The organism is Stenotrophomonas sp. 80084_Sma, assembly GCF_056481995.1.
The window spans coordinates 2,419,282-2,438,033 of sequence record NZ_CM151177.1 but is presented as its reverse complement, the minus strand read 5'-3'; the positions used below and the strand labels follow the sequence as shown (position 1 = coordinate 2,438,033).

Below are 18,752 nucleotides of genomic sequence, written 5' to 3'. Positions count from 1 at the left end.
CAGCCCCATGCCCCGCCCCCGCCCCAATCCAAACAAAAGTCCGGAAACACTTCGAGCCATCGAAACGCTGCTCCTCTGGGAGGGGCAAGTCACCAATGAGCGAGTACGCCAAGTGTTTGATCTGCATATCACCACGGTAAGTCGATTGCTAACCCAATATGCTGAACTCAATGGAGGCGGCCTTGAGTACCGAAGCCATGTGCGCGGATACGTGGCGATGTCTGGCTTCAGACCCCTCCTAACCGAAGGGCTGATCGAAGAGTACCTTGCGTTTGAGCGCCCCCAGGAAGCTACAGGCTTTATCGAGAGCTCCCAGCTTATCCTCGGCGGCGTTGAACGACGCCACTTCGCACTGCTTAATCGTGCCTGCAGAGAGGGCAAGGGGCTCGTTGGCGAGCACCGGTCCATGCGCAACCCAGCACCTCGCACCAAACGACTGTTCCCTCATGCGCTGGTGCAGGCAGGCAGGCGCTGGCATGTTCGCGCATTTGTCATCGCCGAGGACGAGGCGGAAGCCGGACGCTTCCTGGACCTGTCTATAAATCGGCTGAGCGGCTTGAAACAGCTGGCTGATCCTCGGCCAGAGCGGGCCGAGCCTAGCCAGGACGCCGCCTGGCAGACACAGGTAGAGCTGTCGATCGTCCCCCATCCGCATCTGACACCAGATCAGAAGGATATGGTGCGTATCGAGTATTTCGGAGGTAAGGCAGCCTACAGGTTAAGAACCCGTGCCGCACTACTCCAATACCGACTACATGAACTGCGCTGCGCCACCGATGCAGAGAAGGAGCCGCCGAACGAATTTCACCTCTGCGTCGACGATCCAACCGCGATCCAACCGTGGCTATTTGGCGAGCTGAATTAGCGGATGGCATGATCGTAGCCAAACTTGAGGCCCGGCACGGATACCGCGCTACCCCTGCCTGGGTAGCTACCCTACATAGGAACCGTATCAGATGGACGCCATTGGCATTCAAAGCCAATTCTCCGTCTGTACCTCAATGATCAGGTCGATGAGCCGTGCCCTCGTGTCCCTATCGATCGAGCGCCAAATGCAAACTACCGCCCCAGCTGCGGCATGGTCCGGGGCATTCAACTCTAGCCCTTCGCTTACTCGGCATTGAGGTGACCAATCCCTACCTAGGCGATTACTGATTGCCCACTTCATAAACTCATGGCACTCTGGGTTGGCATCATTCTGGTCACAGGGGGCCAGGTATGGGCAGTCTGCATCAAATCCACAGTCGCAACGGCCGTATCGGTGCCGGAACCGATACGAAGCCAGAGGATATCGACGCTATCGTCACGGCGCTTCGTAAGGACGGGCGTGGTCATTTGCTGCTTTACTTTCACGGGGGCCTGGTCGACAAGGCCGCGGGTATCGGTATTGCCCAGCGACTTGAGGGGCGCTTTTCTCAATCGGCCTATCCGGTTTTTTCCGTGTGGGAGTCGGGTTTCGTTGAAACGATCCGCAACAACCTGCGCGAGCTGCCGGATGAGCCGGTATTCAAGAATCTGGTGCGCAAGGCGCTAGAGTACGCGCTCCGCCGCTTGGGAGGTAGCAACGGCGCCCGGACCATCACGCCGGGCAACGTCGATGCAGGGAAGGTCCGCCAGGCAGTTGATACATATTGGAGCGATCCCAGTCGCAATCACGTGCCCTACCGTGATTTCAAACCTGTAGTGGGGCCCTCAGGTGCGCGTGCGGCGAGTGCGCTGATCGACGACGCCGAGATCGAAGCCGACTTGCAAACCGACAGCGAGTTTGTGGTCGCCATGCAAACCCTGCCAACCGCGTTAGACGAAGCACGCGATGCATTCATCGGGGGCGGAGCGAGCGTTCGAGATACCCCGTTCTCGCAGGCGGTATCAACGCAGGTCGCCGGGGTCGAGGGAGGCCGCGGGTTGATCGTCTGGTTCAAAGTTTCCCTTCTGGTGAAGCGCATCCTGCAGGGTGTTCTGCGTCGGTACGCGGATCAACGCGATCACGGCCTGTATGCAACGGTCGTAGAGGAAGTGTTGCGTGGTGTTCATTTTGGTGGCAGTGGACTCAATGAATGGGGCAAGGCACTCCAGTGGAACCGCATGAAGCAGGACTCACTCGATGCGTTCGGCGACGGCTCCGACCTGTATGCCGGAACTGCGCTGCTGGAGCGGCTGCGTGCCGCCCATGCCTCTGAAGGGCTGCTATCGAGGATCACTCTAGTCGGCCACAGCACTGGCGCCGTCTACATCGCCAATTGGCTTGACAAGGCATCAGAGCTTCTGCCGGCCGAGATTGCATTCGACGTCGTGTTCCTGGCGCCCGCCATCACCTACGAGCGCTTTGCCGCCACGATCACCCAACATGGCGATCGCATCCGTCACTTCCGCTTGTTTGGCATGCGCGATGAATTCGAACGGGACGATCAGGTCGTCGGAGACGACTCTAAATTTCCCAATGGGCAGGACTGGAAGCGCTTCATCTATCCCAGCTCCCTCCTCTATCTGGTGTCGGGTGTCCTCGAATCGCGCCCAAATTCCGACGGAACGCTCGTCGACGAACCGGACATGCCGCTGCTGGGCATGGAACGCTTCTTCGCTTGGCACCACATCTACTCAGATAGCAAGTTTCCCGAAATAGGTGCAGTCCGCGCGTGGCTCGGAGCTGCACCGAACCGTACGATCTGGTCCAAGTCCCAAGGACAGACAGCAGGCTTGAACAGCACAAGCATTGATCACGGAGCTTTCGACGACGACGAAGATACGCTGCTCAGCGTTGAGAGCCTCCTCGGCGGATGGTGACATCTTCGAGAGCACGCCAAAGGTGCCCTTGTGTACGCAACAGGGAGAGATGTGGACATGCCGCGAGATGATCACTACGCGATCGTGCTGACAATTAACCGTTATCCCGGCCTGAGTGACCTCCATGGACCTGAGAACGATGGCGAAGAGTTCCGGCAATGGCTCCTCGATCCGGAGTACGGCGACCTGGACACCCGACGTATCCAAGTCATACGGTCGCAGGATTATGGCGTGGCAGCGACCCCGGACGACGCAAACCCGACCGAGAAGGAGCTCAAGAAGGCGCTTAATCTATGGCTGCGCACCCCGAACGGATGGCATGACCGCATTGGACAGCGCTTGTATCTGTTCTTCGCCGGACACGGGTTCACAGCCGGTTCGGCGATTCACGACCCGGCACTATTCTCGGCCGTCGCGCAAAACGGCGACACGGCGCATATCGCCGTCCTGCGTTATGCGTCGAAAATCGCCAACGCGGGTTTCTTTGATGAAATCATCCTGGTAACGGACTGCTGCCAGGACGTACTCAAGGCGAGCCAGGTGCTCGAGCCGACTTGGACCCCGCCGGACCGGCAACGAACGGCACACGTCCGATTGTTCCAGGCGTATGGAGCGCCGCGGGGACGTCAGTCCTTTGAGCGCAACATTGGCCCGGCCGGGCAGTCTCGCGGCCTGTTCACTAGCGTCCTACTGGACGCGCTGCGCAGCGCACCGCCTGACGCCGACGGATGGGTGACGGATCGCGCCGTCGCGGACTACTTCCAGGTGCTATGGGCCGATCGCTACGAACAGGAAACCGGATACACGCCACCACTGACTCCCGCAACGAAGCGGATTCGAATATATCAGCGCCCGGCGTCGGCGCCAGCTTCCGCGCTCCCACGCCGGGTTGCCGTCGACCTGAGCCGCATCATTGCTAAATTCGCGGCCATCGACCGGCAACCGGATCCTGACATCTCACCTTACCCACCCGCGCCGCCCACCGACATGACGCCAAATGGGCAGCTACGCAGTAGCCAGCTTCGCCAGCTCGAGCATCCCATCGTGGAGCTGACCCCGGGTCTGCATCTCGTCGTTACACCAGGGAATCTACCCGACGTCGCCTTCGAGGTTCCCTACCCGGTGCTGCCAGCTGCAGGCAACACCCCTCCCGTTGCTGCACCTATCGACATGCCCGCTTTGCGAACCGACGAGGTTGCAGCGCAGCCGGTGGTGTTGAGGACGGACAATCCCAACGCGCAGATCACGGTGCTCGATGCTAGCTACGCTCGTGTCAGCATCGGTACGGGAGTGGTCTCGCTGTCCTTAGCTCCGGGACTCTACAAAGCCCTGGTGCACGTCGGGGCCGAATCGGCGCAATCGCTGTTCGTTGTTGCGGATGCGCCCCTCGACCAGCGGTTGCCCGGGCCCGAATTTTCCGCGGCTGCGCCCGTCATCGGCACGTCAACCACGCACCAAAATCAGTCCCTTCATGCCGCTGAATACTCGATGATTCCGACGGAGCCAAGCCGCGATCTCAGCGAAATCGGTGAGGTCTTTGTCTTCGCGCGCGACTCCAGTTTCAGTCCCGACGGCTCTCTAAACCCCGCGCCACCGTGGCGGCAGTGGCACCTCAGTTCCCTTGTAGGGGCAACCTTGGAGGAGCGCCTCATCCACAGTGGTACGGACGACAGGCTCGGCTACGCCTACCTCAAATTAGCAGCAACAGCTGGCAGCCTCGCACTGCGAACGGCCAGCCCTTGGGACGAGTCGAATGAAGACGGACTGGTCGTCCCGGTGATTAAGGGGTGGCGTACCGAGATCTACCTTGACTGTACCTCAGCTCCGCCAACCCCTCCGATGGTGGACACTCAGGGCGCACGAATGCTCGACTTGGCGACTGCCTCCATCCATCTGGTCCGGATGGGAAGTGCGTCACTGCTGTTCGATCCGATCGGGCTTGCGACGGAGGCGGCGCGAGCGCAGCTTACAGTCGGCCGGGAGGTGGCGGTGCCATCAACCGAGCAAGCAATGGCCAGCCCGATGTGGGCCTTGTACGCGGCCCTCGCTGCCTTCCAGCGGGGCGGGCAGCACATCGATACCGTTGGACAATGCGTTGCAGCCGTTCCTAAGGAAATCAGGGAGGGTCTATCCGATTTTGCGGTGCTCGCGCAATGGCTAGGCCTATCGAACGTGGCCCATCCGCTCCGTAACCCACCCGCGCTGGCGGCCTCATGGAGCCTTGCCTCAAAGCTGGAGGCGCGAGGCGGACTGGCCTCCGAACTGTTCGAGGAGATCGGCCAATGGCGGTCCGGTGGGAGTCTATGGACTCTCTGGCAGCGTTCAGTTGATGACCGCTGGTTGTTGCGAAATCGGCTTTCTGACCAGGCTATGGGCACTCTGAAGGGTAATGCACAGGGGATTGACGACGCGGCAACCCCGCAAGTGCTCGCCCCCGCCTGGTCACTGGACACCTGGGTTCCGGTCGAAGACGGCCTGAGGTGTCCTAATCCCACCCATAGCCCCTTCCAGCAAGCACTCCGTCGGCGTCTTCTGGATGCGCTGGCTGAGCGCCACACCGATGCCGACAGCGGCGCCTTCACCACTGTGTCGCTGCCACCCGAGTCCGATGTCTTCGCCTTGGCAGCGGAGCTCATGCTGTCGCCGATATACGCCATGGCCGCCTATAGCAAGCTGTATGCGGAAGCCCGCCGCCAATCCGACCTGGGCCCTCTCATCGAGTGGGTAACGGTGAACGGAGATGAACCCGACCCAGACTCGACAGCCACCAAGTCGAAGCGCAGCACTCACCTGCAATCAATGGACGACTACTGAGAGGCGAATCGTAAGCGCGGCCTTCACGCGAACCCCATCCAAGTATTCTTAGCGGTGTCTAGGCAAAGTTGTCCCAAGTCACTGCCGACCTGCGTTGCCAGCCCGAAGCGGTTATAGGTCAAGAATCTAGATGAGGTGCGACGCCCGGCCTACAGGATGACATCCTCCCGCGTGTTAGGCGGCTCTCAAGTAGCGCCATTTCTTGGTGGTCCTTGTGCCTTCGCTGTGGCAGTTTGCGATTCGGACCTCACACTACTCACATAGAATGCTGAAATGCCGGTAAGCGCCAATCTCGCCTACGACCTTCTCAAGACCGTGAGCAAACTGGAATTCCAGCTCCGACGGCACGGGGACTTCTTCCGGAAAGACCGGACGGGGCAACCGACGTCCGACGTGGCTTGGCGCAAGGTGCAAGAGCGCGTCCGAAAGTTGGGCGACGATTTCGCGTCAGAGGTTCCTGAGTCGGCGCGTGCGCGCCTTCTCTGTCAACGCGATGAGCGCCCCATGAAGCAGATGATTATTGAAGAGAACGGGAACTTGGTGGCCCGCTTTTGCCCCTGCCCATTGGATGCCGAATCGGATGCGGTCGCGCTGGTGGAAGCCATGCGGCAAGTCCGCAACAACCTCTTCCATGGTGGCAAAGAAGATTCGGAAGTGGATCCGTACGAAGAAGACAACGATTGGGTCTACGCCGCGACGCAGGTTGCGATTGCTCTCCAGCATGCGTTGTCTAACGGACGGCTCGACAATCGCGAATGAAACCACCTCACGAAACTCTCGGGACGGCCCTAGGCCGTTGACGAGCGTGCAGCAAGGGGCGACGCGGCGATTGGCATAGCGCTAGCTAAGGCGAGGGGTGCCGACTAAACGCAGCATTGGCCGGGGGCATTCATGGTAGGTCGGTCACATCAGATCCGTAATTCTGAGATCATCTGGGTCCGATCTTCTGAACCAGGCACGCTTGCGCGCCAAAGGCCGATGCTCGAATGATCGCGCACCTCGTCGAACTATCTCTCGCCCAAGGAGCTCAATAGCTGACTGCTTCCATGATCCTCTGGATGTAGTGACTAGTACGACCTTTTTCCCAGGGAACATGTTGCTCCTAACAAACTCCCAAGCCGGCGGCGCTGGGCAACCACGCCAGATGGGTGTTCCCAAATAGATAGCGTCATAGGGAGCTAGATCCATCCACGCGGGATTTATCCACGCGTCATCAAGACCCCCATCAGCCATAGCATTCACCCACCCGGCCAAGCCCAATGAGTAGTCAAATGCTTCGACAGCACGCAGATCGGCGTGTAACTGGTTCGCCAGATAACTAGAGGCTAAGGCGGTGTGCCCAGAGCGAGAGTAGTAGACCACCAGGGCATCGGGTAAAGGAGATCTCGATGGGGCCGGCGCCTTTAGCTTCTGAAGTTTCTCCAGCCTTCGTCGCGCTGCCCACACGACACAGCAATCAATCACCTTGATCCCAGCGGCAAGCGCGACGATGACTACGACGAGCTTGGTGATTAGCATCATTCAGTACTCTCCATCATGCACTCCCGCGTTACTTCTGTAGTCGCTCTGCGAGGTACTGCACTCAAGGACATTGCATGGTCGAACACCCGCGATCGTCGCCACCTACTATAGCGAGCGGCTAATAGTGAAGCTTCCGAACACCGGCGACTGGCGCTGGCCATAGAACTCCCGGGTGCTGTGGTAACGCGCCATTGCGAATCTCCAGCGCCCGCGCATCACCGCGATGCCGTAGCCGCCTTGGGCGACCACGTGGCGCTTGTCCACGCTGTGGCTGTTGCGGAAGGTATTGCCGTCCAGAGTGATGTCGCGGATTACCCATGCCGCGTCGGTGGTCGCAAACAAGTGCCAGGACCAGCCGCTGAGGCGGCCACCACGGGTCGGCGCGGTGTTCTCGCCGGCCGGGCGCAGCGGCGTGCTGCCGAAGTCGTCGGGCAGCTTCCAGCCGAAGCGCACTTCGCCACCGGCGTTGGCCTTGGTTTCCAGGTTGCCGATCGCACCGCCATAGTGACTGATCGCATCCCAGCCCCAGCCGCCGGCATTGACACTGGCATCGGCCGGCCAGCGGCGCATGCGCTCGTGGGTCAGCATGAACACCGGCTCGTTGTGCAGCTGGTTGTCCCAACCCTTGAACTTCTCGTCCCCTAGCGCGTCGTGCACGGCGTTCTGCACCTGCCTGCCCTGGGCCCAGGGCCCGACCACGCCCACGGCCAGCTGGGTGGTCTGCAGGCGGTCGCCGCTGCGTGCGTTGAAGCCGAAGCTGGCCAGCAGCACGCCGGCATACGGCCGGTCATCCTCGATCAGGTCGCGGCGGGTCGGGTCGGTGGGGGTGAAGATGGCCTGGCCGATGCTGAAGATCATGTTCTGCTGCTCGAACCTGCCGGGGTGCAGGCCTTCCAGGTACTGGTTCACCCAGCGCGCCATGCGCGGCAGGCACGGGTCGGCGGTGTAGTCGACCAGGTTCGGCGAGACCAGGGTCAGCTGCGCGCCGTTGGTATAGCCCTGGTCTTGGTGGCGGCCACCGAACAGGTCGTTGTCGACGCGGAAGCTGATCTGCGGCGGGTGATCGCGCATCGCGTCCGGGCCACATTGTTCGGCCGCCTGGGCCACCGGGGCTCGGGCAGCGGCCAGGAACACGAGTGCCGCCATCACAGACAACCGACTAAGCGCCAGTCTTTTCATGGGCTTGCTGCCATTTGACTCAATGTGAGGTTCAATTGAAGATCTAATGCGCTGTCGCAGTAGACCCGGAGGAAGGGGTTTGAGCCATACACCAGGCCATCAGCCGGCCGCACGCCAATTGCTTTCAAAGGCGGCGCATCCCTGCAGCAGTATCTAGCGCTCTTGGGCTCGCCAAGACGTTCGCCTGAGCAAGAGATCGTCCAGGCCCTCCCCTAGTGCCGCAACAGCCGGCGCCCCAGGTACTGACCTAGACTGAAGGGCACGTCACCTCGCTGCGAAGCAACGTCAGCCGCTCAAGATGGACGTTTCAGAATCACAGTCAGTTTGTTGATCTCTGACTGAGAGAATGGCCACCCCGCCAGCAACTCCGCATCATGTGAGGTGGGGCATATGCGCTCAGCGGGCTCGCCAGATGCGTCCAGGAATGACTCCGGTCGCAGCGAGTTTTGTGGAAGGCTCCCAATCGCAGGGCTAGCCTCCGTGCTGAGCACGGAGGCACCACCGCACTAGCTACTTACGCCGACCTATCCACGCCGAAATGGAGCTACGAAGCAATCTAATGGCCCAGACTGCGACAACCGACGCTCCGATGAGGCCTGTGACTGAGTCCAGCCACGTCACGTCCCAGATCATCCCCACGACAAGTGCAGTAATTGCGAGTGCCGTTACAGCGGTGTCCGTAGCGACGTGAAGATAGGCCGCACGAAGATTGGGACTCCTGCGCGCATCGGCCCCCTTCTCGTCAGCATGGCGCTCATGCGGAACGTGGCAGTGATCAACCGCAGCACCTTCGCGATGGTAGGCAGAATGTAGCCACCGCGCTGAGAATATATTTGTAATCAAACCCGCAACGGCGATGGCAAGCGCTTCTGAGTACTGAACAGCCTCTGGCGCATGGAGACGCTCCGTCGATTCATAGGCCATCGAAGCGGCAATCCAAAGCATGATCATCGCGCTTACGCTCGCCGCGATGAGCTCAACCGCTAGCACCCGAGCCGCGCGCTCTGGGCGGCTCTGATTCCGCTCAGCGTACCAAGCGATAGAAAGTGCGAACAGGAGTACCAGCACGTGAGAGCTCATGTGCCAGCCATCTGCGAGAAGAGCCATCGAGTTGAAGGCCCATCCTCCAGCAATTTCGACGGACATCATGACCGCAGTGAGAGTCGCGGCCTTCGTAATTGCCCGTGCGTTGCCGGTGCTCTGTACGCCCTGCAGAGTCCGCTCGTGCATTGCGTTGGGGGGAAGCAAGGACATGGTCGAAGACTCCAGGCTCTGAGCGAAAATGTATACGCCGGTGGCGTACTGTCAGGAAGTACCGCCCCTTGCATGCAAGGGGCGGCATTTACACTGCTTAGGAGAGAACGCCGCTGAGTCGTGCAGCATGCGCGGACAGCGCATCCATGAGCGGCGGGTTCAACACGTCGTACGGCTCCAGGGACAGAGCCTTCAGGCGGCTACGGACGCCGTCCATCTGTTCCGGCCTTGCGCCGCCGCCTTCGATGATCGAAGACACGAATGCGGCGAAGCGCGGTTCTTCCCAGCCCTTCTGTTCGGACAGTTCAACGTGAATGAAGTCCAGGCCGTAGAAGGCATGGGACTTGTTCTCGATGCGGCCAAACATGTGGACACCGCAGTCCTTGCACGCGTGGCGCTGGATGGTCGCAGCCGGATCGACAATCGCCAGCTTGTCGGCATTCGCCGTGATCGAAACGGTATCGCGGGGAACGACACCGACCACGGAGAAGATGGCGCCTTCCGGCTTCCAGCACTTGGTGCAACCACAGGCATGGTTGTGGGCCACATTGCTTGCGACGGAGATCTCAACCGGCTTGTCAGAGCACAGGCACTTCAGCGTGCCGCCCTTGAAGCCGGCGGTTCCGGCAACGACGCCGGAATCGACCGAGGGATGGATAGTTTGGTGTTGCATGGACTTAAACTCCTATTGTTGGAAGTGCAGCACCGGTTGCCCGGTGCTGCGGTGCATCAGTAGTTGATGACAGTACGAATGGACTTGCCTTCGTGCATGAGTTCGAAGGCTTCGTTGATTGCTTCCAGGCCCATCGTATGGGTCACGAACGGAGCCAGATCGATCTCACCCCGCATGGCGTCTTCGACCATGCCAGGCAGCTGGCTACGGCCCTTCACACCACCGAAGGCGCTGCCAATCCAGCGACGACCGGTCACGAGCTGGAACGGACGGGTGGAGATCTCCTGACCAGCACCGGCCACACCGATGACAACGCTCTGGCCCCAGCCGCGGTGTGCACACTCCAGCGCCGAACGCATCACATTGACGTTGCCGATGCACTCGAAGCTGTGATCGACGCCCCAGCCGGTCATCTCAACGATGACTTCTTGAACCGGACGGTCGTAATCCTTCGGGTTCACGAATTCGGTTGCGCCGAACTGCTTGGCCAACTCGAACTTGGACGGGTTGGTGTCCACTGCGATGATGCGACCAGCCTTCGCCTGACGAGCACCCTGGATCACCGCCAGGCCGATGCCACCGAGGCCGAACACGGCCACGCTGTCACCTTCCTGCACCTTGGCCGTGTTGTGCACCGCACCAATGCCAGTGGTGACACCGCAACCGAGCAGGCAGACGTGCTCCGGATTCGCTTCCGGATTGATCTTGGCCAGAGAGACTTCGGCCACGACGGTGTACTCGCTGAAGGTCGAGCAGCCCATGTAGTGATACAGCGGCTGGCCGTTGTAGCTGAAGCGGCTGGTGCCATCAGGCATCACACCCTTACCCTGGGTGGCGCGTACGGCAACGCACAGGTTGGTCTTGCCGCTCTTGCAGAACAGACACTCACCGCATTCTGCGGTGTACAGCGGGATGACGTGATCGCCGGGCTTCACACTGGTCACGCCCTCGCCCACTTCGACAACGATGCCGGCGCCTTCATGGCCCAGCACCACCGGGAACAGGCCTTCAGGGTCATTGCCCGACAGGGTGAATGCGTCGGTATGGCAGACACCAGTGCTGGTGATCTTCACCAGTACTTCGCCCTTCTTCGGCGGAGCAACATCGATTTCGACGATCTCGAGCGGTTGACCGGGACCGAATGCAACGGCTGCACGGGATTTCATGTGAGTTCTCCTTGGGTGTAACGAGATAAGTGCGACAACGGTCTTTGGGGCGAGCTTGATCAGTGGTACATCGGGCGCGCCGCCCCTGGCGCCGGCTCTAGAACGCGTTTCAATCAGGTCGAATGCGCCTACAGCATTCTTCTTGGCGAGCTGTTGGGACCAAGTATTGGACTTCGATGGATTGCTGTATATGGAACAGATTGGATTTCATAATTCCTTGCGTTGGAATTGTTGACTCGCAGCTCCGCCCCTCAGCTCGCCCGCATCAATGCAACTTGAGGCGAGGCTCCGTACTCCGTCCCAATGCGTCTGCCAGCATGCGCGCAACCACCCGGCGTGTACCGAACAGGCTCCTCTGGTGCATGCGATACAGTGAGATGTAGAACATCCTGGCCAGCCAGCCCTCGACCTTGAATGACCCCATGAGGTTACCCATCAGCGTGCCAACGGCGCCCTCCCTCGACAGGGACACCAGCGATCCATAGTCTCGATAGGTGAAGCTGGGCAGCGGGCGTCCCTCGATACGGCGGGTAATCGCCTGCGCAAGGAAGTGAGCCTGCTGATGAGCGGCCTGTGCCCTGGGGGGAACGTTTGTACCGCTGTGTCCATTCGGGCAGGCTGCACAATCCCCGAATGCGAAGATGTTCGGATCCTGCGTTGTCTGCAGCGTTTCAGATACCTCGAGCTGGTTGATGCGATTGGTCTTTAGGTTCCCGAGGGATGCAAGGAAGACGGGAGCACGGATGCCCGCCGCCCATACCTTCAGCCTCGCAGCAACCTTGATGCCATTGGCGAGTTGCAGGCCCTCTTCATCCACTAGGGTCACAGCCGAGCCACACATGACACGAACGCCTTCATGTACAAGTCGCTCGGCGACCGGCAGGCTCACGCGCTCTGGCAGAGCTGGCAGCACTCGCGGACCAGCCTCGATAAGCGTGATTTTCAGATTCTCGGGAGAGATCTTGTCCAGCCCATAAGCGCTAAATTGCCTTGCAGCATCACGCAGCTCGGCCGCCAGCTCGACACCGGTGGCGCCGGCGCCGACGATCGCAACCTCCAGTGTTTCTGACTTGCCGCGCGCTTGCGCGCCCATGTACTCGCTCAGCAGCCGCTTCTGGAAAGCAATGGCGGCATCGGGATCGTCCAGGAACAGGCAATGATCCGCTGCACCGGGAGTTCCAAAGTCGTTCGTTCCGCTACCCACGCTGATCACCAGGGTGTCGTAGGAGATCGAGCGACGGGGCGCAATAACGTTGCCCTCCTCATCGTACAGTGGGGCAAGCTCGATCTTTCTGGACTTCTGATCCAAACCCGTCATCCGCCCCAACTGAAACTGGAAGTGATTCCAGCTAGCCTGGGCGAGATAGTTGAGCTCACTTTCTGCGGCATCCAACGCGCCTGAGGCAACCTCGTGAAGAAGTGGCTTCCACAGATGCGTCATCCGAGCATCGACAAGAGTGACTTTTGCTCGCCCTGAGCGCCCGAGCTTCCGGCCCAGCTGCGTAGCCAGCTCCAGCCCTCCGGCCCCACCACCAACAATGACAATACGATGCATTTTGATTCCCCAGGTATTTGAGTTGCCAGCGACGCCCACGAGCACTTCATGGCCCAGGCATCTAGACGTTGGTTAGTTCAGGACCTCAACGGAATGGAAGCGGAGCTGACCATCCCAATCCTTGTCGACGGCTACCTGCGCTCGTGCACGGCTTGCTTCGAGCGCTGCGAAGTCAATGTCAGCAATCGCCCACTCCTGATCGTCGGAGGTCGCTGCGAGCACGCCGTCACTGGGGAAGCCATGGTCCATCGGTGAGAGGATCATTGCCTCACCGGTGTTGACATCAAGCGCTTCACTCCAGTCGGCGACGCCAGCGGTGACCGCCTTTGCCACGAACATCCGATTCTCAAGCGCTCGCGCTCGGCACCCAACATCGACACGGGTGGCACCGGCGTCGGTGTCGGTGCAACTTGGCACCAACAGCAAGCGCACCCCTGCCTCCTGCTGGAGGCGAACAGGAAGCGGAAATTCGCTGTCATAGCAAACCGCAATCCCGACACGCTTTCCGTCCTGCTCAAACGCCGCGATGCGATCGCCAGGCTCGATGACAACTGCCTGCTTCTCGAAGCCAGTAAGCTGAAGCTTGTCCTGCCATCCGCTGCGACCATCAGCTGTGAACCACCAGGCACGGTTGCGATACATCCCATGGGATGTTGCGGTGAGGAACGTTCCTGCCTGGATGGTCATTCCCAGTTCGACAGCCAAGGTGCTATAGAGCTCACACCATGCGCTCTGATAGATCTGGAGCGACTCCAGGGTGGACCTCAGGCTAAGCTGAAGAGCTTCTGGAAGAGTCGAACCCAGTTCCAGCGACAGGTATTCCGGAAGTACTGCAAGCTCAACTCCTTGTTCCCGTGCGTCATTCAGAATTCGGCGCTGGCGCGCAGCGAACTCGGCAAAGGTCTTCGGACGACCGATCACGTACTTAGCTGCTGCAATCTTCATGTAACGTCCTCCAAGGAACGGAGCCAAAGTGAAAGTGTCTGCTCGGTTTCGTGCGTGGCCCCATGCTGCCGCCAAGGAAGAGCGACCTTCATCGCGCTCTGTTGTGCATACCCACGGCGAGTCCAGAAGCCTTCATTGCTTCGATATCCAGGTGGCCTAAGCGGATCAGTCTCCGACCGAACCACCGACGCGAAAGAAGACCACTTGAAGCCCTTTCGTCGGGCTTGCTCCTCTCTTCGATCAAAGAAGACGTGGCCCAAGCCAGCTCCTCTGTACTCCGGCCTCAGTACGGACTCCCCGCAGTAGAAGACTTCTTCTGGCCGGGGACCGTGCTCCTGGAAGGGACGAATGAAAGCGGCATCGGCGCTCAACAAAGGAAGGCCAGTCGATGCACCTACAACGTCCCTTCCATCCCTGGCCAGGACAACGATGCCCCCGTCAGACGTCGCATAATTGCGGAGGTAGTGACGCTCATAGTCCATGTCTCCTTCGTACAGGTAGGGATAGCTACTGAATATCTCGATCCGCAACTGAGCGACGCGATCGAGCCAGTCCTCGATTTCGGTGCCGACCAGTACCTCTACTCGCACGTTGGTAGCCATTTCAGGGCGCCTTGTGGACCTGGGAAATCCAGTCCTCCAGGTTGTAGTAGTTGGTGACGCGCGCAATCTTTCCATCACGGATGTCAAAGAACGCGCCACCGGGAAGAACATAGATCTGCCCTGCCGCTGCAGGGAGACCTTCGTCCGTGTGGTGGTAGAGTCCGTGCACCACGTACTCCGCGCCGGCACGCGCACCATCGCTGCTGTACATCACCACGATGTCGTGAAGCTGCTCGCTGTAGCAGGAATCCATGCGGCTCAGGAACGCGCGGAATGCGTCGATCCCTACTTCGCGACTCCCCTGATTTAGATCGTGCACAACGTCATCAGTGAGCATCGAGAGCATCGCGTCGCGATCACCGCGGTTGAATGCCTGGTAGTACTCTTCGATGTAGTTGAACTTGCTCATCAGGTTCTCCGGTCAGGTGAGGGTGTGGAGGAATTCTGGAGACCTGAAGAATTGTTGTATATGGAATTGATAGGATTTCATAATTCCCTGAAATGGAATAATATGAGCCCAACGACCATGGGGGCCTTGAGATGAACAGCGAGCTGGATCTTCTAAAGACGTTTAGGGCCGCGGCTGAGGCGCCGAGCTTTCGTGAGGCCGCTGTTCGACTGGGAAGCTCTCCTCAGGCCATCACCCGAGCGATACAGGCCCTTGAAAGTCATTACGGGGAGCTGTTGTTCCACCGAAGCACACGCCAGGTTCGCATCACGGCCTTTGGGGAGGATCTCTTACATCAGCTGCGGCCGGCGCTTGAGGGCTTAGACAAGCTGTGGCGCCCGCGAACCAAGGCGACGGCCTCACAGATTGTGGGCACAGTCCGAATTAGTGCCCCTCACAGCATGGGCTCCAGGGCAGTTCTTGCCGCCTTGGATACAGTGACCCAAAGTCACCCGGGAATTGTCTTGGACGTTCGCTTAAGCGATCGGGTTGCAGACGCTGTCGATGAAGGGATCGATGTCGGAATCCGCGTCGGCTTCATGCGTGATAGCAGATTCATTGCGAAGAAGGCAGGAGAGATGCGACTGCACATCGTTGGCTCCCCCGCACTTGTAGAGAGAATCGGAGCACCAGCGGAGACTAGCGAGCTCTCGCGGTTTCCACTGGTTGCATCGGTGGACATCAATACAGGCAGGCCCTGGCCCTGGTACCTGGCTGGAGGCGTACAGGTGGCGCCGACAGCACCGGTCTTCATTGCAGACAATGCCGACATGGAGATGGCAGGGGTCATTGCGGGCTTGGGGTTTGCCCAACTTGCTGATTACATGGCTGCCCCACTCATTCAGTCAGGTGTTCTGCAGCGTGTGATGGAAGAATTCGATCCTGCGCCGTGGGGCTTGTACGTCTATCGGCCTCAACGCGGCCCAGTCTCACCTCGCGTCAGAGTAGTTTTCGATGCACTCCATTCCGCCGTCGGAGCACTACCAAGCCTTACGCAGATGGCGCCCTCCCCCACCTCGGCCCTAACGCCATCCAAAGCAGGGAAGCGCTAATGCCGAGTCGCTTGGCCGCTCTCTGATACGGGATCTGGCCGCCATGAGCGCCAGGGACGCTCATGGTGGCCAAAAGAGCGTCGGGTCAACCCGCGCGGGCGAGTTCCTCAGCCAAGAAGGGGGCGGTACGGCTTCTCTTCACGCGAGCGACCTGTTTTGGAGTTCCTGCCGCCACGATCTGCCCGCCCGCATCACCGGCACCTGGACCCACGTCGATTACCCAATCCGCCTGAGCAACGGCACGCATGTCGTGCTCAATCATGACCACCGTATTGCCGGCATCAACGAGCCGCTGGAGCTGCACAAGCAGCCTATCCGCGTCCGAGGCATGGAGGCCCGTAGTGGGTTCATCCAGGACATACAGTGTCCGCCCGCGCTGGCTTCGTTGAAGCTCTGTGGCCAGCTTGATGCGCTGCGCTTCACCACCCGATAGCTCGGTAGCCGGCTGGCCCAGTCGAAGGTATCCAAGGCCAATCTCCTTCAGCAACTGAAGTGGGCGAGCGATCGCGTCCTCATCGCCAAAGAATTCACGTGCATCCTCGACAGTCATCCGCAGAACGTCTGCAATGTTCTTACCGTTCCAAAGCACCTTCAGCGTAGCTTCGTTGTATCGCGCACCGTGGCACGTTGGGCACGGTGCATAGACGCTAGGCATAAACAGCAGCTCGACGCTCACGAACCCCTCCCCTTCGCACGTCTCACAACGTCCCTTGGCCACGTTGAAGGAGAATCGACCTGCGTCGTAACGTCGACGCCGCGCATCTGGTGTTGCGGCAAACAGCTTTCGAACATGATCGAAAAGGCCGGTGTAAGTCGCGAGATTCGATCGCGGCGTCCGTCCGATTGGCTTCTGATCAACCTGGACGAGACGCTGAATAGCATCGACATCTCCGCCGAGGTGTCCCCCTGTCGTCTCGATGACGGTTGGCCCGTCTGCTGCCCCCGTTTCCACCGCGTCGTCTTCAGGCTCGTGTCCAAGTTGAAGCATCATCAGCTCCGGCAACGCTTGGGCGACGAGGCTGGACTTGCCCGATCCCGAAATCCCGGTCACCGCGGTGAGGATGCCCAGAGGTATCTTCGCATCAATGCGCTTCAGGTTGTGACGCTGGATGCCCTGAAGTTCCAGCCAACCACTCGCTTGACGCTCTTGGCCACTAGGGGGCGGGACCTTGTCAAAGAGGTACAACGCGGTACGTGACTCGTCGATGTCACGAAGACCATCCGGCTCTCCGCTGTAGAGCACTTTGCCGCCCCGCTCTCCCGCCTCAGGCCCAACATCCACCAACCACTGGGCACGGCGCATCAGCTCCAGATCGTGCTCCACAACAAATACGGAATTACCACCGTCGCGGAGGCGGTCCAAGGCGTCATAGAGAGCCTGGCTGTCGGAGGGATGAAGACCTGCCGACGGCTCGTCCAACACGTACACCACGCCAAAGAGCAGCGAGCTCAACTGCGTGGCGAGTCTCAATCGCTGCAGCTCGCCAGCGGACAATGTCGGCGTAGCGCGATCCAAAGTTAGATAGCCAAGCCCAAGGCCACGCAACTGACTGATTCGGCTCATCACTCCACTAGCGAGGCGCTGCGCGGCCAGGCGCTTCTCCTCCGACAGCGCTGAGGTGCGGCGGACGTCAGGAGACACCGCGTGGACCGCCCGCCCACTGGCCGCCCTATCGGCGCGATCACGACGGGTGGCTTCCTTGTTCGCCTTGCCCCCGCCAGCATGAGCACTGAAGTCTCCTTGAGAAATGGGCTCGAGCAGGGAAGCCAGTTGGTCAAGAGGCATCTGCATGAATTGACCAATGTCCACACCCGCAAATGTCACTGACAGCGACTCTGCCTTAAGGCGCTTGCCATGGCAGGTGGGACAAAGCTTACCCTCCATGTATCGCGATACGCGGCGCCTCATCAGGGCACTTTGCGTGTTAGCAAACGTGTGCAGGACATACCTACGGGCGCCAGTGAAGGTTCCCATGTAGCTCGGCTCAGTTTTACGCTTCAGGGCCGCACGCGTCTCCGCCGGCGTGAACCCAGCATAGACCGGCACAGTGGGCGACTCCTCGGTAAACAGAATCCAATCGCGGTCTTTCTTGGGAAGGTCCTTCCAAGGCCTATCAATGTCGTAGCCCAGCGTCACCAGAATGTCGCGAAGGTTCTGCCCGTGCCATGCAGGTGGCCACGAAGCAATGGCACGCTCACGGATGCTCAGCTTTGGATCCGGCACCATGAGGGCCTCTGTCACCTCGTACACATGGCCAAGGCCATGGCAGGTCGCGCATGCGCCCTGGGGAGTATTGGGTGAGAAGTCCTCGGCATAAAGCATAGGCTGATCAGCCGGATATGCTCCCGCGCGGGAATACATCATACGAATGAGGCTGGATAGCGTGGTGACGCTACCCACCGAAGATCGCGCATTGCTGGCACCACGCTGCTGCTGCAGCGCTACTGCCGGCGGGAGTCCATCGATGGAGTCAACATCAGGGACGCCTGCCTGATCGATTAGGCGTCGAGCATAGGGAGCAACGGACTCAAAGTACCTCCTTTGAGCTTCCGCATAGATTGTCCCGAATGCAAGAGATGACTTCCCGGAACCGGATACACCGGAAAAGACGACCAGTGCGTTGCGAGGAATTGAGACATCAACGTCTCTAAGGTTGTTCTCACGCGCACCGCGCACCTCTACAAGGCCGCTTGCTGCGACACTGCAGGAAGCTTCACCGAATGTGGCGTTTGGCATGTGCATGTCTCTGTAGGTTGTA

General features: G+C 59.9%; 15 protein-coding genes. 5 read left to right on the top strand and 10 right to left on the bottom strand.

Annotated elements, in window-relative coordinates; all coding sequences use genetic code 11:
• The first annotated feature begins 7 nt into the window (after positions 1–7).
• The 4 genes from ACZK3W_RS11360 (at position 8) to ACZK3W_RS11345 (ending at position 6,357) form a co-directional block, all read left to right on the top strand.
• Positions 8–865: a BrxR family helix-turn-helix transcriptional regulator gene (locus ACZK3W_RS11360; RefSeq protein WP_146027645.1), complete on the top strand. Its 858-nt coding sequence runs from the start codon at positions 8–10 to the stop codon at positions 863–865.
• Between the two features lie 353 nt (positions 866–1,218).
• Positions 1,219–2,784: a hypothetical protein gene (locus ACZK3W_RS11355; RefSeq protein ID WP_017354470.1), complete on the top strand. Its 1,566-nt coding sequence runs from the start codon at positions 1,219–1,221 to the stop codon at positions 2,782–2,784.
• A gap of 57 nt (positions 2,785–2,841) precedes the next feature.
• The gene (locus tag ACZK3W_RS11350; protein ID WP_017354471.1) at positions 2,842–5,598 is read left to right on the top strand and encodes a caspase family protein; all 2,757 of its coding nucleotides are present in this window, start codon (positions 2,842–2,844) and stop codon (positions 5,596–5,598) included.
• Positions 5,599–5,871: 273 nt separating this feature from the next.
• Positions 5,872–6,357, top strand: a complete 486-nt coding sequence (locus ACZK3W_RS11345) for a hypothetical protein (RefSeq protein WP_017354472.1) — start codon at positions 5,872–5,874, stop codon at positions 6,355–6,357.
• Positions 6,358–6,501: 144 nt separating this feature from the next.
• On the opposite strand, the gene ACZK3W_RS11340 is transcribed toward ACZK3W_RS11345, so the two are convergent.
• The 9 genes from ACZK3W_RS11340 to ACZK3W_RS11300 form a co-directional block, all read right to left on the bottom strand.
• Positions 6,502–7,116, bottom strand: a complete 615-nt coding sequence (locus ACZK3W_RS11340; protein WP_157804745.1) for a flavodoxin family protein — start codon at positions 7,114–7,116, stop codon at positions 6,502–6,504.
• A 108-nt stretch (positions 7,117–7,224) separates the two neighbouring features.
• Positions 7,225–8,265 carry a lipid A deacylase LpxR family protein gene (locus ACZK3W_RS11335; protein ID WP_017354473.1) on the bottom strand — a complete coding sequence of 347 codons (1,041 nt, stop codon included), beginning with the start codon at positions 8,263–8,265 and terminating at the stop codon, positions 7,225–7,227.
• Between the two features lie 543 nt (positions 8,266–8,808).
• The gene (locus ACZK3W_RS11330) at positions 8,809–9,552 is read right to left on the bottom strand and encodes a cation diffusion facilitator family transporter (protein ID WP_049400906.1); all 744 of its coding nucleotides are present in this window, start codon (positions 9,550–9,552) and stop codon (positions 8,809–8,811) included.
• A gap of 97 nt (positions 9,553–9,649) precedes the next feature.
• Positions 9,650–10,225 (bottom strand): S-(hydroxymethyl)glutathione synthase, encoded by a 576-nt coding sequence (gfa, locus tag ACZK3W_RS11325; RefSeq protein WP_005413334.1) that lies wholly within the window; start codon positions 10,223–10,225, stop codon positions 9,650–9,652.
• Between the two features lie 56 nt (positions 10,226–10,281).
• Entirely contained in the window at positions 10,282–11,391 is a 1,110-nt protein-coding gene (locus ACZK3W_RS11320; protein ID WP_005413335.1) for an S-(hydroxymethyl)glutathione dehydrogenase/class III alcohol dehydrogenase, read from the bottom strand.
• A gap of 265 nt (positions 11,392–11,656) precedes the next feature.
• Entirely contained in the window at positions 11,657–12,946 is a 1,290-nt protein-coding gene (locus ACZK3W_RS11315; RefSeq protein ID WP_037590709.1) for an NAD(P)/FAD-dependent oxidoreductase, read from the bottom strand.
• A 72-nt stretch (positions 12,947–13,018) separates the two neighbouring features.
• Positions 13,019–13,891 carry a carbon-nitrogen hydrolase family protein gene (locus tag ACZK3W_RS11310; protein WP_017354476.1) on the bottom strand — a complete coding sequence of 291 codons (873 nt, stop codon included), beginning with the start codon at positions 13,889–13,891 and terminating at the stop codon, positions 13,019–13,021.
• Complete coding sequence (locus ACZK3W_RS11305; protein WP_017354477.1) at positions 13,888–14,493, bottom strand: GNAT family N-acetyltransferase; 606 nt, start codon at positions 14,491–14,493, stop codon at positions 13,888–13,890. The genes ACZK3W_RS11310 and ACZK3W_RS11305 overlap by 4 nt, the downstream gene beginning before the upstream one ends.
• Position 14,494: 1 nt before the next feature.
• Positions 14,495–14,902 carry a ketosteroid isomerase-related protein gene (locus tag ACZK3W_RS11300; RefSeq protein ID WP_017354478.1) on the bottom strand — a complete coding sequence of 136 codons (408 nt, stop codon included), beginning with the start codon at positions 14,900–14,902 and terminating at the stop codon, positions 14,495–14,497.
• 131 nt (positions 14,903–15,033) lie between these two features.
• Between ACZK3W_RS11300 and ACZK3W_RS11295 the strand changes: the two genes are divergently transcribed.
• Positions 15,034–15,993, top strand: coding sequence for a LysR family transcriptional regulator (locus tag ACZK3W_RS11295; protein WP_017354479.1), 960 nt, complete (start codon positions 15,034–15,036; stop codon positions 15,991–15,993).
• An 85-nt stretch (positions 15,994–16,078) separates the two neighbouring features.
• Here the strand turns inward: ACZK3W_RS11295 and ACZK3W_RS11290 are convergent, their stop codons facing one another.
• Positions 16,079–18,730, bottom strand: a complete 2,652-nt coding sequence (locus tag ACZK3W_RS11290) for an excinuclease ABC subunit UvrA (protein WP_026070507.1) — start codon at positions 18,728–18,730, stop codon at positions 16,079–16,081.
• Between the last annotated feature and the right edge of the window lie 22 nt (positions 18,731–18,752).

What these genes read in the sequence shown, in the direction of transcription:
- ACZK3W_RS11330 (WP_049400906.1), bottom strand. Translation starts at nt 9,552, where the DNA reads ATGTCCTTGCTTCCCCCCAACGCAATGCACGAGCGGACTCTGCAGGGC.
- ACZK3W_RS11345 (WP_017354472.1), top strand. Translation starts at nt 5,872, where the DNA reads ATGCCGGTAAGCGCCAATCTCGCCTACGACCTTCTCAAGACCGTGAGC.
- ACZK3W_RS11310 (WP_017354476.1), bottom strand. Translation starts at nt 13,891, where the DNA reads ATGAAGATTGCAGCAGCTAAGTACGTGATCGGTCGTCCGAAGACCTTT.
- ACZK3W_RS11290 (WP_026070507.1), bottom strand. Translation starts at nt 18,730, where the DNA reads ATGCCAAACGCCACATTCGGTGAAGCTTCCTGCAGTGTCGCAGCAAGC.
- ACZK3W_RS11300 (WP_017354478.1), bottom strand. Translation starts at nt 14,902, where the DNA reads ATGAGCAAGTTCAACTACATCGAAGAGTACTACCAGGCATTCAACCGC.
- ACZK3W_RS11335 (WP_017354473.1), bottom strand. Translation starts at nt 8,265, where the DNA reads ATGGCGGCACTCGTGTTCCTGGCCGCTGCCCGAGCCCCGGTGGCCCAG.
- ACZK3W_RS11340 (WP_157804745.1), bottom strand. Translation starts at nt 7,116, where the DNA reads ATGCTAATCACCAAGCTCGTCGTAGTCATCGTCGCGCTTGCCGCTGGG.
- ACZK3W_RS11295 (WP_017354479.1), top strand. Translation starts at nt 15,034, where the DNA reads ATGAACAGCGAGCTGGATCTTCTAAAGACGTTTAGGGCCGCGGCTGAG.
- ACZK3W_RS11355 (WP_017354470.1), top strand. Translation starts at nt 1,219, where the DNA reads ATGGGCAGTCTGCATCAAATCCACAGTCGCAACGGCCGTATCGGTGCC.
- ACZK3W_RS11350 (WP_017354471.1), top strand. Translation starts at nt 2,842, where the DNA reads ATGCCGCGAGATGATCACTACGCGATCGTGCTGACAATTAACCGTTAT.
- ACZK3W_RS11320 (WP_005413335.1), bottom strand. Translation starts at nt 11,391, where the DNA reads ATGAAATCCCGTGCAGCCGTTGCATTCGGTCCCGGTCAACCGCTCGAG.
- gfa (WP_005413334.1), bottom strand. Translation starts at nt 10,225, where the DNA reads ATGCAACACCAAACTATCCATCCCTCGGTCGATTCCGGCGTCGTTGCC.
- ACZK3W_RS11305 (WP_017354477.1), bottom strand. Translation starts at nt 14,493, where the DNA reads ATGGCTACCAACGTGCGAGTAGAGGTACTGGTCGGCACCGAAATCGAG.
- ACZK3W_RS11360 (WP_146027645.1), top strand. Translation starts at nt 8, where the DNA reads ATGCCCCGCCCCCGCCCCAATCCAAACAAAAGTCCGGAAACACTTCGA.
- ACZK3W_RS11315 (WP_037590709.1), bottom strand. Translation starts at nt 12,946, where the DNA reads ATGCATCGTATTGTCATTGTTGGTGGTGGGGCCGGAGGGCTGGAGCTG.